Raw genomic sequence first — 16208 nt, 5'->3', positions numbered from 1 at the left:
AGTTTCTCTGACGAAGACTATAGTGCTTTTTTTTGGCTTTTCAACTATAATTTTTTCATGGTTCGGCGTGCCTTCTGGTTCGCTCCGCTTTCGCTTCCCTCTCCAGCGCTTTATTAATCTATCAACTCTAAATAAAATTGTCAAGGGCTTACAGAAAAGAATTTTCTAAAGCTCTCAAGTCTAGATCTGACAGTAGTTTTAGACAACAATGATTGATAATATTGTCCTGACGATCAAAGGAAGCTATGAATTTTCAATCAGTAATTGCAGCACTGCATACATTTTGGAGCGATCGCGGTTGTCTAATTGCCCAACCTTATGACATAGAAAAGGGGGCTGGGACAAAGAATCCTCAGACTTTTTTACGAGCGTTGGGGCCAGAGCCTTGGTCTGTTGCTTATGTTGAGCCTTGTCGCCGTCCCACTGATGGACGTTATGGCGAAAACCCTAATCGCTTCCAATACTATTATCAGTATCAAGTTTTAATCAAACCGTCACCAGAAAACATTCAGGGTATTTATCTTGATTCCTTACGAGCTTTAGGCATTGCGCCTGAAGAACATGATGTTCGGTTTGTAGAAGATAACTGGGAAGATGCGACTGTGGGAGCGTGGGGAACAGGCTGGGAGGTCTGGCTTGACGGAATGGAAGTTACTCAATTTACTTACTTTCAACAATGTGGAGGCATTGATTGTCGCCCTGTTTCTATTGAGATTACTTATGGGTTGGAGAGGTTGGCTATGTACCTCCAAGGAGTAGAAGCGATTTCTAAAATCCAGTGGACAGACAATCTGACTTATGGAGACATTTACTTACAAGGTGAGATAGAACAGTGCATATATAACTTTGAGGCTGCCAATTCAGAGATGCTGATAACTCTATTCGGTTTGTACGAGCAAGAAGCACAGCAGCTTACCCAAAGAGGACTCGTTTTGCCAAGCTTGGACTATGTTCTAAAGTGTTCTCATACATTTAATCTCTTAGATGCTAGAGGTGTCATTGCTGTGACAGAGCGGACTCGCTATATAGGTAGAATCCGTAACCTAGCAAGGAAAATATCTAATCTGTATTTGCAACAACGAGAAAAGTTAGGATTTCCACTTTTAAAAAATCTATAGCTAGTGTATATTTTTAGGAGGCTATAAGACAAAAAATTCCGCAGAAGTATGAAAAGTGATAATCAATTAAAATCAGATAGACTTGCGGTTTTAATTGATGCTGATAATGCAACTGCAACTATGATTGAGACTTTACTTAAAGAAGTTGCTAAGTATGGTACCGCTCATGTCAAACGAGTTTATGGAGATTGGACAAGCACTCACTCAAATAGCTGGAAAGATAAGTTAAATAGATTCGCCATACAACCAATTCAACAGTTTAGTTATACTTTGGGTAAAAGCTCTACTGATAGCGCGTTGATCATTCATGCGATGGATACTATACACAAATAACTTTAATGGGTTTCGTATTGTTTTCAGCGATAGTGACTTTACTAGATTGACGTGTAGGATTCGAGAATCGGGATTGATTGTTTATGGATTTGGTGAGAAAAAAACTCCTGAGCCTTTCCAAAAAGCCTGCGATAAGTTTACTTATACAGAGAATCTAGAAGAAATGGAAGATCAAGGGGGAGCCGAAATAACCAAAGCTAAAAAAGATAGTCCGAATAATAACTTAAAAAGTAGCTCCGAACTGAAAGAAAACTCCAAATTGGTTAAGCTTGTCAAAAATGCTTACGAGGCAATTGCAGAGGAAGATAGATGGGCTGACTTAAGAGAATTGGGAGGGCAAATCAATAAGCTATCTTCATCTTTTGATTCGAGAAATTATGGATATAAAAAGTTAGGTGAATTGATTAGAGCTATTGAGATATTCGAGATTAAAACTGTACCTCATGAGAAAAATCAAGCAGATAAAGTCTTATATATCAAATTAAAAAATTAATAATCAAACTTAATGAGTCAGACGAATGCTGTAGTTTTATGTCTTGCTTATATTATAGGTCTGCTATCTACGCCTCTTAGCTGGGGGGGTTATGGGAGCATTGCTATAGGAGTTATTTTAAGCTACGTATCACATAGAAACTATGGTAGGGAGTCATCTGATAAATGGCGGAAGTCTAAACCAAAACTATTTTTAGCAGCAGGTATAGTTGGATTTTTAGCAACGCTGTATTTTCAGATAAAAACGCCTCAACCAGCCGTTAATGATATTAGTCAATTTATCAATAATGAAAAGCAAGTTGTTACAGTTCAAGGCGAAGTCGCTAGCTTACCTCGTTTAACTCGGAGTCAAAAGGGACAATTTTGGTTAGAGGCAAAAGAACTCAATCAAATAGGTAAAGTAATTAAAGTCACAGGCAATTTGTATGTAACTGTGCCTATACTTCAATCTACTGGTTTATATCCAGGACAAGCGATCGCAATTAAAGGTATTTTATATAGACCAAAACCCGCAACTAATCCAGGTGGTTTTGATTTTAAGAGATTTTTGCAACAACAAAGTACCTTCGCTGGCATAAATGGAAGGCAAGTAAATTTTACCGTTAGCGAACAGCCAAGATGGGGATTATGGCAAGTTAGTAAGCAGATTGTGCGATCGCAAGTTCGTTGGCTAGGAAGTCCTGAAGGACAGCTTGTTAGTTCAATGGTTTTAGGCAGCAAAGCAGTTGATTTACCCTATGACATCCGGGACTTATTTGTTCGAGTTGGATTAGCTCATGCTTTGGCTGCTTCAGGGTTTCAAACTGCCTTGATTCTTGGTTTGGTAATGGCTTTAAGCAAAGGTTTACCTCTAGGATGGCAATTTGGCTGTGGTGCAACTGCATTGATAGGATTCGTTGGTTTAACTGGCTTGCAGCCTTCGGTACTTCGAGCCGTAATTATGGGATTTGGGGCATTAATTGGTGTAGCTACCACCCGAAAAATCAAGCCTCTAGGATCATTATTAGTAGCCGCAACCCTCTTGCTGTTATGGAATCCTTTATGGATTTGGGATTTAGGTTTTGAATTAAGCTTCCTAGCGACATTAGGATTAGTTGTCACTGTACCCGCAGTAACTACAAAGTTGAATTGGATACCAAAAACGATCGCAACTTTGATTGCTGTTCCCCTGTCAGCAGCTTTGTGGACCTTACCCCTACAACTTTACATTTTTGGGGTAATTCCGCCTTATAGCTTGGTCATAAATATTCTGACGATACCTTTAATCTCAATTATTAGTATCGGTGGCATTGTTAGCGCGATCGCTGCTTTGGTTTCTTCTACCGCCGGAAGTGCGATCGCTTGGCTTTTGTACTACCCTACTTATGTTTTAATTTGGCTGGTACAATTTTTTTCTCAGTTACCAGGAAATTCTCTAGCTGTGGGCAAAATAGCCCTTTGGCAACTATTAGCAATTTATGGATTGATGGGTTTACTTTGGTTTCTACCTTGGTTGCACAAACGTTGGTGGCTGGTTGGTGTAGTAGTAGTGACTTTGGTATTGGTTCCAATTTGGCATTCAGCTACAGGTTTTCAAGTTACGATACTGGCAGATAAAGTGGAACCACTAATAGTAGTTCAAGATCGGGGTAAAGTGTTGCTAGTTAATAGTGGCAGTCTCACTAGCGCCCGTTTTACGGTTTTACCTTTTTTACAACAGCAAGGAATTAACTCTATTGATTGGGCGATCGCTACAAATCCTCTAAACGATCAAGATGGTTGGATGGAGATTTTGGCACAACTGCCTGTTAAAAACTTTTATAGCATTGCAGATGATGAGAAAATTAAGCAAAAAGTGCGATCGCTTAATAGTGGGAACTACAAAGTTTTAGGTGCTAGGGAGTCAGTATTGGCAGGTTCTTCACAAATTGAGTTAATTGGCGATCGCATCCCTCTGTGGCAACTACGGATTCAAAATCAAAAATGGTTACTGGTAGGCAATACGAAGCCAAATAGCCAAGCAGTTCAAGCTGCAAGTAAAAATGTAACTTCTATTCAAGTTCTAGTATTTGCAAAAGCACTTGATGCAGAGTTGATTGAAACAATAAAGCCAGAATTTGCGATTGCTTATTCTCAAAACACTGCCTCAAACACGGCTGGCTTACAAAAAATCAAGACAAAGATATTTTTAACCTCACGAGATGGCGCTATTCAATGGACACCTGGTAATAAATTTGAGTCAACTACAGAAACGGTTGAAAACAACGCATCTCTGCTATAAAAATGCTATACTCAATAGCTATGACATTTTTTGTCTATTGGAGAGGTGGCAGAGTGGTTGAATGCGACTGACTCGAAATCAGTTTTGGGGTCAAACCCAACGGAGGTTCGAATCCTCTCCTCTCCGTTGAAAACTAAGCAAAAAACAAGATCGTCAATCCTGTTAGCGCTCGACTGTTGATAAGTTACTTTCTACTATCTGTACGGGCATACTATCATCAACAGCCTCTTTGCGGGAAAGAGCTAAGTAACCAGATTGGGCTAAATTAAATGCGGCTTGTTTCCATTCAATACCAATGTTATTAAACCCTGCGTCAGTGGTTCTTCTCAGGTAATAACCTTCTGTTGCGTCTTTAGATAACACATGACTTTTATCATGCGTCCATTTCATCCCGCCGCAATTACTCGGTGACAAAATCATGGTACGTCCATCAGCCATTTTATAGAAAGTGTCATTTCGCAACTTAGCTACGGCTACTTTGATATCCATACGAGGAGAAGATTTGTCGAAACCTGATACTGTCATTATGTGTATTTAACTCTCTGATTTTAGTATTGTGCCAAAAGTTTTAATTTTAACGACTTGACAAGCCAATAATACCTTCAGCATACCTTGGTTAAATTTTTAACGCTTTGTTTACATACCAGAAAGTTAATCAAAGGTGTTTGAGTTATGAACTAAACTGCTGGCTGTAATAGTGAGCATACTGGCGAGAGAGTGATAGTAACTCCTCATGAGTGCCAGATTCTACAACTACTCCTTTTTCGACTACTAAAATGCGATCGCATCTTCTTACTGTAGTTAAACGGTGAGCAATAATAAACACAGTGCGATTATACATAATTCGTTCTAATGCTTCTTGTACTAAAGCTTCGGACTCAGAATCTAGGGCTGATGTCGCCTCATCTAAAATGAGGATGCGGGGATTGAGTAATACAGCACGAGCGATCGCAATTCTTTGTCTTTGTCCACCTGATAAGTTTACGCCTCTTTCTCCCACCCAAGTATAATAACCATCAGGTAATTGACTAATAAATTGATGAGCATTGGCTACTTGGGCGGCAGCTTGCACTGCGTCTAAATCAAAGTCTGTTTGTCCAAAAGCGATATTTTGGGCAATTGTTCCAGAAAATAGTACAGTTTCTTGAGGAACAATGCCAATTTGTTGCCGCAAACTGCTAATTGTTACATCTTGAATATTGATGCCGTCAATTAAAATATCCCCAGCTAAAGGGTTATAGAAGCGAGGCAATAAATTAACTAAAGTTGTTTTCCCTGCTCCCGAAGCGCCTACTAAGGCAATTGTTTCTCCAGGCAATGCCAGTAAGCTCAAGTTGTTTAATACAGGTTGGTCGCTCTTGTAAGCAAAGCTAACGCGGCGGTATTCTACTTTACCTGTAACTTCGGGCAGCGCGATCGCATTTGGCTTTTCGACTACCGTAGGTGCGATCGCCAAAATCTCAAAAACTCTGTCAACGGATGCCTCCCCTTGCTTGAACTCGTTGTAGTTGCTAGTAACATGACTAATGGGATCGAGTAAGGTTACTCCCGCCGTTAAGAAACTAAAAAACTCAGCTACATTTAAGTTGCCTAGGGAAATTTGCCAGCCACCGATACATAACAGTAAAAGTATACTTAGAGCTTCTAAAAACCCGATAATTGGGATTTGAATAGCCTTCAAGCGCTCCGCCGAATACTTTGCTTGACGGCTGGCTTCAGCTTCATGAGTAAATCTAGCGATTTCATATTTTTCTGCGGCAAAAGCTTGGACTAGACGGATTCCACTAAAAACTTCTGTAAGGATTGCTGATAAATTAGAGACGCGATTTTGACTTTTACGAGAAAACTTGCGTAGTCTTTCGCCAAACCAACCAATCAAAACCCCCATCAGTGGTGCAACGATTAACGTAGCTAGGGTTAATTGCCAATTGAGATAAATCATGTAGATAGGAATTGCTACCAGTTGGAAGACGCAAGGCACAAAATCATGAAATAGCTTATTGACTACTTCCCCAACTCTGTCTACATCTTCGGTGAGGCGATAGGATAAGTCTCCAGCTTGGGTAGTTTCAAAGTAGCTAAGATTTAACTTGTGCATATGGGTGTAAACTTGCGTGCGCAAATTTAAAGCAACTTTTAAAGCCGCTTGAGCCATGAATATATCTTGCCCAGACTGAGAAATTCCCCTGACCAAAAATATCCCTAGAGCGATCGCCGATATTTGAGCGATCACAATTACATTACCTTCTGCAAACGGTGCAGGTAACTTCCCCGCTAAATAAATCAGGAGTAAAGTAGAAATTACATAGCCGAGGATGCAAATAAATCCTTTGGCAATAGTTTTCCACTGCTTTTGAATATAAGGTTGTAACTGCCAGTAATTAGAGCGATTTTTCAAGCTGAATATTTATAAAGTGTTAATGCCTCAAATTTGAAGCTATCAGTTTTGGACTAAATATACAAAACTAACTTTTGGGAATTCCTTGTAATTAAGGAAAACTCAAGTAGAACGGCGCATAATTCTTCTTACTACCCAAATAGCAAAGGCGGCAAGGATGATAGCTAAAACAACCTTAGAAACAGGACCAAGATACTTATCTACAAGTTCGTAATTATCTCCCAACACGTAGCCTGCATAAGTTAGCAGCCCTACCCACAATGTTGTACCAATAGTTGAATAAGCTAAAAACGGCAGCAGAGGCATATTACTAATACCTGCTGGTAAGGAAATTAAAGTGCGGACTCCGGGTACGAGACGGCATAAAAATACAGCTTTACTGCCATGTTTATCAAACCAACCTGTAGCTTTGGTGATGTCCTTACTTGAAACCGTCAACCACTTACCATAGCGATCGGCTAAACTTTTTAAGCGCACTTCGCCAAGTACCTTACCTGCATAATACCAAGGTAGCGCACCGATTACTGTCCCAAAAACCCCTGCAAATACTACTGGCGCAAACTGTAATTTCCCTTGAGCTACAGTAAACCCCGCTAGAGGCATAATTAACTCTGAAGGGATAGGAGGAAACAGGTTTTCTAAAAACATTAATAAGCCAATACCCCAATAGCCAAGGGAATTCATAGTTTCAGTAATCCATTCAACCATTAATTTATTTCCTGTTGCTAACTAACGTATAAACGAAAGGAGACATAGCTAACTAACTATGCCTCCTTTTACTAACCAACTTATATCGTCTTAAGTTCCCGCAGTCCAAGAATTGATGTACTCAGTTTGCTCTGAAGTGAGAGTGTCAATATTGATGCCCATTGCTTGCAACTTCAATTTAGCAATGTTTGCATCTACGTCTACAGGGATAGAGTGCAAACCGGGTTCTAGTTTGCCTTTGTTTTTGACCAAATATTCGCAAGCCAAAGCTTGGTTAGCAAAACTCATATCCATTACTGCACTTGGATGTCCTTCGGCGGCGGCTAAGTTGATTAGTCTACCTTCACCTAGAACCACAACAGATTTGCCATTAGGCATTTGATACTGTTGGGTAAAGTTGCGTACTTCCTTGACTTCTTGAGCTTTTGCACCCAAAGATTTGAGGTCAATTTCAATATCAAAGTGACCAGAATTACAAACGATCGCACCATCTTTCATAACTTCAAAATGCTCGGCGCGAATTACGTGCTTGTTGCCTGTAACAGTAATAAAAATATCCCCTTGAGTAGCAGCTTCTGCCATTGGTAGCACTCTAAAGCCATCCATAACTGCTTCAATTGCCCGGATTGGATCGATTTCGGTAACAATTATATTACCCCCAAGTCCCCGCGCCCGCAGTGCTGTACCTTTACCGCACCAGCCATAACCAGCGACTACGATTGTTTTACCTGCTAGTAAAATATTTGTGGCGCGGATAATTCCGTCTAGAGTTGATTGTCCTGTACCGTAACGATTATCAAAAAAGTGCTTGGTATCGGCATCATTAACATTCATTGCTGGGAATGTCAATACGCCGTCTTTGAACATGGCTTTTAAACGAACAATTCCGGTGGTAGTTTCTTCGGTTGTACCGATTAAGTCTGCAACTTGGTCTTGGCGCTCTTGAATTAAGGTAGCAACTACATCGCTACCATCATCAATAATGATGTTGGGGCGGTGATCTAGAGCAATTTGGACGTGGCGGTGATAAGTGTCATTGTCTTCGCCCTTGATTGCAAAAACAGGAATTTCGTGGTCAGCAACTAAACTAGCAGCTACGTCATCTTGAGTAGAAAGAGGATTACTAGCAATTAATATCGCGTCTGCACCACCAGCTTTGAGAGCGATCGCTAAATGAGCGGTTTCGGTAGTGACGTGACAGCAGGCAATTAGACGAATACCAGCAAAAGGCTTTTCTTGAGCAAAGCGATCGCGTATTTGCTTGAGGACGGGCATTTCTCGACCCGCCCATTCAATTCTTTGTCTGCCAGAAGGAGCTAAATTAATATCTTTGATTTCATGCTTTACGCGAGCAGTAGTTGCGGTCATTAAAAATATTCCTTAAATACTTACACTAAGTAGTCTCACTCAGCTTAACCGCATTTTTATTAATTGTGAACATCTACCCTTAATTTAAGAAGTAGTTATTAGGAGTAGAAAATGCGGTCTAAATTTTGGGCGATCGCGCTGTCAACTATGCTAACTGTTGTAGTAGTTTGCCCAGCAACTGCCCAGTTTCCTTTACCCAATTTACCTTTGCCAACTTCTTCCCCACAGTTAAGGTCAGATAGCGAAGTGGTAACTACTTGGATTTCCTTAGATGGTCGCCGTCTATTTCAGATAGCCGGAACTAGAAGTAATTTAGCCAATCGCGTTGATGAAATTCAACAACGCTTGCAAAGTATTAGCCAAAATTACTTTCAAAGCAATTCTACAAAACTCCAGGTACAATTTGAGGAAGAAAATAATTTACCCGAAATCTATGTCAACGGTGAATATTTATTTACCATTACTGGCCCAGATGCCAAACTGCAAGCGGAAGAACCATTTAATCTAGCTAAAGAACTGATATTATCTTTAGAGCAAGACTTAAGACGAGCCAAACAAGAACGCCAGCCGCCGTTTTTAGCCCGTTCTGGAGCGATCGCTACTGGAGTGTTTGTAACGATAGTTTTAACTAGCTGGGCAGCCTGTAGTTGGCAAGGGCGACTAAATCAGCGCCCAATTATTACTACACCATCAATCGATTCAGTCACAACTCAGCTTAGCAACCAGCAACAAAATAACATCCAAGAAGTTAGGCGGAGGTTATTTCAGTTAGCACAAAGCCTGATTTGGGGTAGTGGAGCGCTGTTAATTTTGGGTTTGTTTCCCTACACGCGGGTGATTCCAGCCTGGATTGTGACAGTGTTAAGAGTGCCTTTTACCCTTGGCATTGTGGCATTAGCAACTTATGTAACTGTCCGACTAAGTTATGTTTTAATTGATCGCTTTACCGGAGCGCTGGCAATTAATACTTTACTTACACCGGAAGATGCTTTGCGCTTGCGTTTACGGGTTTCGACTGTTTCTGGAGTCACCAAAAGCATAGCAACTTTAAGCGGGGTAGCGATCGGGGCGCTGATTGCTCTCACTACGGTTGGTGTAAATATCGCGCCTTTACTCGCTGGTGCGGGTTTATTGGGGGTTGCCGTTTCTTTGGCTTCTCAGAACATAATTAAAGATGCGATTAATGGTTTCTTCATTATTTTGGAAGACCAGTATGCTCTAGGTGATGTAATTAATGTAGGAAATGTTGGAGGTTTGGTGGAAAACCTTAATCTCCGCATTACTCAATTGCGAGACTCAGAAGGACGCTTGATTACTATTCCCAATAGTGAAATCAAAATTGTTGCTAATCTTTCTAGTCGTTGGTCGAGAGCCGATCTCAGTATTCCTGTTACTTACCATGCAGATATCGACCAAGCTTTAGAACTAATTAATACTATTGGCGTACAAATGGATAAAGAGCCAAAATGGCTTGAGCAAATTATTGAAACGCCGCAAGTGCTGGGAGTTGACGATTTTGGTGATCGCGGTTTAATGATTCGTGTTTGGATTAAAACCCAACCTCTCAAACAATGGGAGGTTGCTAGGGAGTATCGCCGCCGCGTTAAAGTTGCTTTCGATAAAGCTGGTATTGCCATTCCTTTGCCTCAACAAGCTATTTGGGTAAATGAAGTAGTATCAGCACCTAAATCTGTCTCTGAGCATAAAGATAAAGACACAGGATCGATTTAATCCCTAGAAAAGAAACCTTGCTAAAAATGCGATTAGAGGTGTGATCGCATTTTTAGTACGTTTGTACTATAATAAAAGAGTAGAGTCATTCAGCCAATGGCTCAATAGAGTTGTTACAGAGAATGGATTCCAGACTTTAACCTATGACTAAGCACTATATTCTCAACTTAAATCCGACAGCAAAGCATGATTGGGATCGTTGTAGTTTAAGAGATCCTATTACTGCTAAGCGTCCAGAACTTGCAAAACTAATTGCTGAAGCTATTGGAGCCGAACCTGGTAGCTACTTGGTTTCTGTCAATATCGAAGTCAAAGTATTAGAACAAGCAGGGATGCCACAAGCGGAGCAACTACCTTTGACGACAGTGCATCAACTCCAAGAATTGGTGGCATAAAGCTTAAGAGAATTAATTTCAGTAATTGCTAGGGGAAGAATATGATCGCAATAGAACTGAGTCATTACCCAGGAGCGATCGCTCAAGCGGCTCAACGGGTCAATGAACTAGATTCGGAAATTATGGCAGTACAACAATTGCTAGATCGAGTTGAAGGTCACGCCGATACTCGTTCGGCTTTTGACATGGATTTAAAAAATGACACTCAACGCAAGGCACGGAGGTTTGAAGTCTTACTCACAGATAGAGAATATCAAATCGCCACAAACACCTTGATGCGACTAACAGCCGAAAAAGCTAATGCTCTAGCTCACTTAGAATATCTACGTAACCAGTTTAGCGTAGCCAAGTTAGAAACAAGACGCGCGATCGCTCAACAACTAACAGATTTTGAATCCCGTGAATTAATAGGACTGTAACTTGCCAGCAAATTAGTAATTATTGAGCAGTGAATTATTATCACTGCTTTTTATTTGGGCAATAAGCTGACCTACCTACAATACACTTATTTTTCAGTTGTCTTTAGTATATTTTAGTACTTGTTTGTACTTTCAAAACATCTCCTAAGCTATGCATTAAGCGCCTGAATCAATCCTTCAGCAATAATATAGATACGTTAACTTTACATAGCTTTTATGTATTAAATAAGACTTATACTAGCCAAACATTAGCTCTGGAAACAGGGTATTTTTTGTAGCTGTAAATTGCAAATGCTTTATCTAGGCAAATCTTTTTCTAGATACCAGACAAAAATTAGCTATTAGATCGGATTTACTGGCAAAACCTGGAACTCAACGAATTTATTCATAAAACTTGTTTGATATTTAATTCTTACATAAACTTTGTGTGAAGTGATTGTAATTTTTATATGAAGTGTATAGGAGATAAGCATAATTATATATTTACTGTATATGTATAGAGATGTTATTGCTAAAAAAGCGTATATGAATATTTGAATTTAGTTGAAACTATGAAGATTTTTAATCCAAACTATAAAGATTTCAAGTACCTCACATAATTTCATGCACTGAGATGTAAACTAGAACAACGAGGCTAAGTAGATTCGACTAATATTTTTACTAACGCCTATCAAGGCTGTGCAATAAAAGTACATCGTTACAAGATTTACTTTGCCTAGCAAATCTAATATTTCTCTGCATTTCTGAAGGTAGGGCAATTTTAGTTCAGTGGTGCATCAATTACAAATCAATAGTTGTGTTGTATGACAAATGCTAGATACAAGTTATCTGCTTGTCATTATTTACCATTTACCAATCGTGAATGCAGCAATTTTGATGACGCAACTATGAGCCTATGACAATCATTCGTAATTGGAGCTTTTGCATGAGTAAAGCTAAATATATATTGTTCCCCACTTACAATTTTCTTTCTAATCAATTTTGTAAGTAGTTTCTTAACTTATAGACAGTTGTACTGTTCAGGCTCTAACTAAAACTGTGTTCAAGAGCAGCACTAAATAACTAATGTAAACATGGCATTCAACTTTGTAACTTGAAAAATCAAAGATGAACCCCTGCCATAAAAAAATAAAAGGAAAGTTGACATGATTATACAAGAGGCTCAAGCTAAGTTGAAGGATAAAATCAAATCTAAGGTTCAAGCTGAGTACGATTGTCAAATTATTAATAATTTAGATAAAGAAGTTGGTAATAACCAACCTAATAAACCTGCCTTAAACGTGGTTGGTTCTTCAGTCACAGCTTTGCCTTTCAAAGAACAAATAAAAACAATATTAGATTGGGGTAGAGAGCGTTCAAGCAAGGTTGTTTGTGTAGCTAACGTACATATGTTAACAGAAGCTTACTGGCATCCTGAATTATCTTTAGTCTTACAAAACGCCGATCTTGTGACTCCTGATGGAATGCCATTAGTTTGGATGATGAAACTATTGGGAGCAAGCCAGCAAGATCGAGTTGCTGGTATGGATATTTTATTAGCTTTAGGTGAGCTTGCTCCTGAGCAAAACGTGAAGATATTTTTCTTGGGTTCTGAGTCAAAAATATTGGACAAAATGCGCGTAGAGCTAGAACAAAAATTTCCTCAACTTCAGATTGCTGGCATGGAGCCATTACCTTTTCGTCCTTTAACTCCTCAAGAAGATGCGGCTATTGTCGAACAAATTAATCAAAGTGGAGCAGGGATAGTTTTAGTATCGCTAGGATGTCCTAAACAAGAACATTGGATGCACCAGCATAAAAACAAAGTTCAAGCCGTAATGATTGGCTTGGGTGGAGTTTTTCCCGTGCTGGCAGGACTTCAAAAAAGAGCGCCTATGTGGATACGACAATTAGGGCTAGAGTGGCTATATCGATTGATTCAAGAGCCGCGCCGACTTTGGAGCAGATATAAAACAACTATTCCACCTTTTGTTTGGCTAGCTTTAAAACAGCTATTAACAAAAAAGGTCGATCCAACAGATAAACACTCTTTTTCTTAAAAGTGGCTAAAAACAGTCTTCAGAAGAAATTAGCTAGCAATAGCTGTGGATGTTGTCTCTACAACGATAAGTCTTAAATAATTTGATCTATCGAGCTAAGACTAATAAAGACAATTCAGAACCATAACTTAATTTTTACTCGTATCTACCTGCATTTAATTATTGTGGGTAGATTTTTGTACTTAGTTGGTCTAGTGCCTAATCTCTGGATGGAAGGGATGCGCGTATCAGGGATAATCTGCCTGCCTACAAAGTCATAGGCATTTGAGAAACAACAGCCATCTATTTGTCTCCCTACTCGTCAAATTTTTCACCAGTTGAAAACTGTTGGTCGGAGGTCAAAGAGTTTTTGCGCGCCAGAGCGGCACGTGCTTATGCACAAGGTATACTAAGCGATCGCAGATGTTCTCCCTGCGGTCACTACCCAAAATATTATTAGTTGGGTTATCAGTTGCTGTTGCTATGTTTCCCCAACTAAGAACGGCTGTAAGTAGATCGAACTATCGTAAGAGCGTACCAAAAATAAATTCATGCAAGAGGTGTCTTGCGGAATATTGCAAATCAAAGTCTTAAGCAGACTTGTGGATTTTTTGGTAATAGTTTCTTCGCAACGGCTGTATATTTGTTGTTGCCCTGCTTGTTAGTCAGAGCATTTATTTATGTAGAATCGGTAAGATTAGCTTAGTTCCGTTTGGTATCCTTCCTCGCCCATTTAGTAGACTGCCAAACGTGAATAAATAAATCACCAGCAATTAAACATCCTAAGCCCCATTTGACTGCACTTTTTATTAGTGCAAGTCTTTTAGTTCGACGTGTTGTTGCAGCTTCCGTTTTCAATTGGTTTTTGGACTTAGTAAGTTCGCTTAGAAGACGGCTTCTCAGTTCTTGAGAGTTTTGAATAGGCGAAGCCCCTTGCGTGTTGATGCGGGCAAGAAAACCTTCCAGCTCTACGGGGGTAGCTTTATTTACTTGCTGCTCAGTTTCTTGAAGTTGAGCTAGTTGCTGATTAGTTACTGTATTCACCCTATCGTCATTTAATTTATTAATACGTAAAGTATTGCTGGCACATAAAAAAATCAATAGTAAAAAGAATATACCTACTAATAAAGAACCATGAGATAAGAGCTTTAATATTTTCAATTCCCATTTTTTGCGGAAATCTACTTTCTTATAAAAGATTAATACTAGCCCAATTAAAGGTAAAGGCACTCGCTCAACTATTGCTCCTATTGTTTGAAACTCCCAGATAGGATCCATAAAATGTGGAGGAAAAACAATACCGATAAAGTCAATTAATACAAATAACAATAGACCGTAACCAATAGAGTGAAATAATATTTCATTTGAGTGCAAGTCTTTGAGTTCTGACTGAGTCATAGGTATAAATTTCCTGTTTCAATTAAAGTATTTTTGTTGTGTTTTAAGGCTTTGGAAAACGCGGATACCACCATTGATACCAGGTAAACCAAGCAGTTTCTAAGGTCTGGGACGCTTCAGATGAAGAGCTTTTTAAAGGAGTAGACAACTGAGTCCAAAGACAGCGCTTGTCCTCAAGTTTTGCTTGTCCCAATAACCAAGGCAATAAACGATTGATTTTTACGTCATAGGTATGGCGATTTTGGTTAAACTGACTTTGGGTAACTGTACTACCGCCCCGTGGATTAATACAGCTACTTAAGTATGCTTTCTGTTGATATATAAATGTGCCATAGAATCCTATTCCTTCTTGATAATGTAATTTAGGAGACAAAGGAATAGATGTATAACTTTTTAACAAGTTTTTAACTTCACCATTGGTATTGCTTAAGTAACGCATTTCAATAGTCAATGGTACAGTTGCCTGTATGTATTGATAGCGCCTTCCAGAAAGATACTCCGGATGTTCTTGTTCAGTAGAAATAGGAACGCTTGGTAATAACTGCCATCCAGCTAAGGGGACTACTAAAGGAAAAGTAAAAGCACTAACTATATAGCGGATCGTAGCGGGATATAAAATTACTTTTGCCAATATCAATAGCGCACTACTTAAAGTTATGGCTAGAAGCGAGATACGAAGATTATTACCATAACTCATAGCTCTTGATATTCCTCTCGATGGCGAATATCTAAATTGCTTCGTCGGAGTAGGAAAAGACAGTAAAGCCCCAAAATCGCCACAGAAAGTGTTGAAAATATTAGCGAACCATCGCCTTTATGCCAGTAGTGAAGAGATTGAGGTTCAGAAGATGCTGCCAGTACAGCCATCAGTGCGACTCGAAACCCATTAACTATAAATGCTGTAAAGATAGCCAAAATAGGCACGAAGATTTTGTCTTGCTTAGTCGTAGGAAATATCACTAAAAAAAGAACTGCTAGTCCTAACATTTGCAACATCGACTCTATTCCAGAACAGCCTGGATACACCTCTACGCTTCCTGTTGCTAAATGAATAAAAACTCCTTGGCGGACAACATCGAATCCCAAATACCAGAGAATAACAGTTGTAAATTGGGCGGTAAAGGTGGATATATCAATTAATAATGCGATCGCTCCTGGAGATGGCACTAAAAAACACAGAATCAGTAGCTCTCGCCAATATTGCTTTAATCCCTTGAACCCAGAAGCAAGTAAAGCGATACCCAAAGCTGAAAGCAAGGGAGAAAAGCGCAGAAAATAGTCGTATTGGAATATGAAGGCGCTTTTAAAAAGAACCAAAGTAATCAGAAACAACGCCCACAAACTAGAAAAAAATCCGCTATTCAAGTTCAAACTATCTTGCTTTGACCACACCATAGACGACACAGCAAGCCAAAATAATACGCAAGTACCCAGCAAGCTGTCGTCGTTAGCTCTTGATATTAGAGTTAAATGAATAGCAATCAAGGTGGCTGATATACCCAAAAGCCAAAACTTAGAATTTTTTAAAGAATTGATATTAATTAATTTAGTAGCATCCATAGCGCTACGC

Annotated in this window: 13 protein-coding genes, 1 tRNA gene and 1 pseudogene; 8 read left to right on the top strand and 7 right to left on the bottom strand. The window is 39.4% G+C overall.

From position 1 onward, the window contains the following. The first annotated feature begins 245 nt into the window (after positions 1-245). From glyQ to AC2VE5_RS11685, 4 genes and pseudogenes are all read left to right on the top strand, one after another. Complete coding sequence (gene glyQ, locus AC2VE5_RS11700; protein ID WP_486887918.1) at positions 246-1118, top strand: glycine--tRNA ligase subunit alpha; 873 nt, start codon at positions 246-248, stop codon at positions 1116-1118. Between the two features lie 48 nt (positions 1119-1166). Then, a pseudogene (locus AC2VE5_RS11695) lies at positions 1167-1944 on the top strand (NYN domain-containing protein). Between the two features lie 12 nt (positions 1945-1956). Beyond that, the gene (locus AC2VE5_RS11690; protein ID WP_486887917.1) at positions 1957-4203 is read left to right on the top strand and encodes a ComEC/Rec2 family competence protein; all 2247 of its coding nucleotides are present in this window, start codon (positions 1957-1959) and stop codon (positions 4201-4203) included. 39 nt (positions 4204-4242) lie between these two features. Further along, positions 4243-4329, top strand: a tRNA-Ser gene (locus AC2VE5_RS11685). A 36-nt stretch (positions 4330-4365) separates the two neighbouring features. Here the strand turns inward: AC2VE5_RS11685 and AC2VE5_RS11680 are convergent. The 4 genes from AC2VE5_RS11680 to ahcY all read right to left on the bottom strand — a co-directional run bounded on the left by AC2VE5_RS11680 (position 4366) and on the right by ahcY (position 8677). Next, complete coding sequence (locus tag AC2VE5_RS11680) at positions 4366-4728, bottom strand: hypothetical protein (protein ID WP_486887916.1); 363 nt, start codon at positions 4726-4728, stop codon at positions 4366-4368. A 145-nt stretch (positions 4729-4873) separates the two neighbouring features. Further along, positions 4874-6601, bottom strand: coding sequence for an ABC transporter ATP-binding protein (locus AC2VE5_RS11675; protein WP_486887915.1), 1728 nt, complete (start codon positions 6599-6601; stop codon positions 4874-4876). 102 nt (positions 6602-6703) lie between these two features. Further along, entirely contained in the window at positions 6704-7309 is a 606-nt protein-coding gene (locus AC2VE5_RS11670; RefSeq protein ID WP_486887914.1) for a DedA family protein, read from the bottom strand. Positions 7310-7399: 90 nt separating this feature from the next. Next, positions 7400-8677, bottom strand: coding sequence for an adenosylhomocysteinase (gene ahcY / locus AC2VE5_RS11665; RefSeq protein ID WP_486887913.1), 1278 nt, complete (start codon positions 8675-8677; stop codon positions 7400-7402). A 111-nt stretch (positions 8678-8788) separates the two neighbouring features. Here ahcY and AC2VE5_RS11660 point away from each other — a divergent pair, with 111 nt between their 5' ends. The 4 genes from AC2VE5_RS11660 (at position 8789) to AC2VE5_RS11645 (ending at position 13261) form a co-directional block, all read left to right on the top strand. After that, on the top strand, positions 8789-10408 hold the full coding sequence (locus AC2VE5_RS11660) for a mechanosensitive ion channel family protein (protein WP_486887912.1): 1620 nt from the start codon (positions 8789-8791) through the stop codon (positions 10406-10408). A gap of 143 nt (positions 10409-10551) precedes the next feature. Beyond that, positions 10552-10803, top strand: a complete 252-nt coding sequence (locus AC2VE5_RS11655; protein WP_486887911.1) for a hypothetical protein — start codon at positions 10552-10554, stop codon at positions 10801-10803. 41 nt (positions 10804-10844) lie between these two features. Continuing rightward, entirely contained in the window at positions 10845-11222 is a 378-nt protein-coding gene (locus AC2VE5_RS11650) for a hypothetical protein (protein ID WP_486887910.1), read from the top strand. A gap of 1145 nt (positions 11223-12367) precedes the next feature. Further along, a complete protein-coding gene (locus AC2VE5_RS11645) occupies positions 12368-13261 on the top strand; it encodes a WecB/TagA/CpsF family glycosyltransferase (protein ID WP_486887909.1) in 894 nt (297 codons plus the stop codon). A gap of 681 nt (positions 13262-13942) precedes the next feature. Here the strand turns inward: AC2VE5_RS11645 and hpsJ-A are convergent. The 3 genes from hpsJ-A to crtA form a co-directional block, all read right to left on the bottom strand. After that, positions 13943-14614, bottom strand: a complete 672-nt coding sequence (gene hpsJ-A / locus AC2VE5_RS11640) for an HpsJ-like protein, cyanoexosortase A-associated (protein WP_486887908.1) — start codon at positions 14612-14614, stop codon at positions 13943-13945. A gap of 67 nt (positions 14615-14681) precedes the next feature. Further along, positions 14682-15335 (bottom strand): cyanoexosortase A system-associated protein, encoded by a 654-nt coding sequence (locus AC2VE5_RS11635; protein ID WP_486887907.1) that lies wholly within the window; start codon positions 15333-15335, stop codon positions 14682-14684. Further along, complete coding sequence (gene crtA, locus AC2VE5_RS11630; RefSeq protein WP_486887906.1) at positions 15332-16198, bottom strand: cyanoexosortase A; 867 nt, start codon at positions 16196-16198, stop codon at positions 15332-15334. The genes AC2VE5_RS11635 and crtA overlap by 4 nt, the downstream gene beginning before the upstream one ends. Between the last annotated feature and the right edge of the window lie 10 nt (positions 16199-16208).

Source organism: Aliterella sp. E5.1 (assembly GCF_057473825.1).
This window is presented reverse-complemented; position numbering and strand designations above follow the sequence as displayed.